The organism is Aquitalea sp. ASV15, assembly GCF_016429115.1.
GTDB lineage: Bacteria > Pseudomonadota > Gammaproteobacteria > Burkholderiales > Chromobacteriaceae > Aquitalea > Aquitalea magnusonii.
Genome location: NZ_JAELTZ010000179.1, coordinates 1 through 316, shown reverse-complemented (window position 1 = coordinate 316; position 316 = coordinate 1). Strand labels below are relative to the sequence as shown.

General features: G+C 72.8%; 1 protein-coding gene. It reads right to left on the bottom strand.

All coding sequences use genetic code 11. The features are described from left to right. Nucleotides 1-72 precede the first annotated feature (72 nt). On the bottom strand, nucleotides 73-316 hold a 244-nt coding region (locus JHD64_RS21405), incomplete at its 5' end, for a hypothetical protein (protein ID WP_199055670.1).

The following is a 316-nucleotide window of genomic DNA, read 5'->3' as shown; positions in this document are numbered from 1 at the left end:
CCGTAGCGAATCATTTTGTCAGCAGCCTGCCCCATGCCGTGGCATGGGGTTTTCAGAGAGCGTGTAGTGGGTTCAGCCGGCCTTTTCGGCGGCCAGCACGCGCTGGCGGCGGCTTTCCGCCAGCACCTGTCTCTTATACACATCTGACGCTGCCGACGAACGAACAACAGTGTAGATCTCGGTGGTCGGCGTATCATTAAAAAGGGGGGGGGGGGGGGGGGGGGGGGGGGGGGGGGGGGGGGGGGGGGGGGGGGGGGGGGGGGGGGGGGGGGGGGGGGGGGGGGGGGGGGGGGGGGGGGGGGGGGGGGGGGGGGGG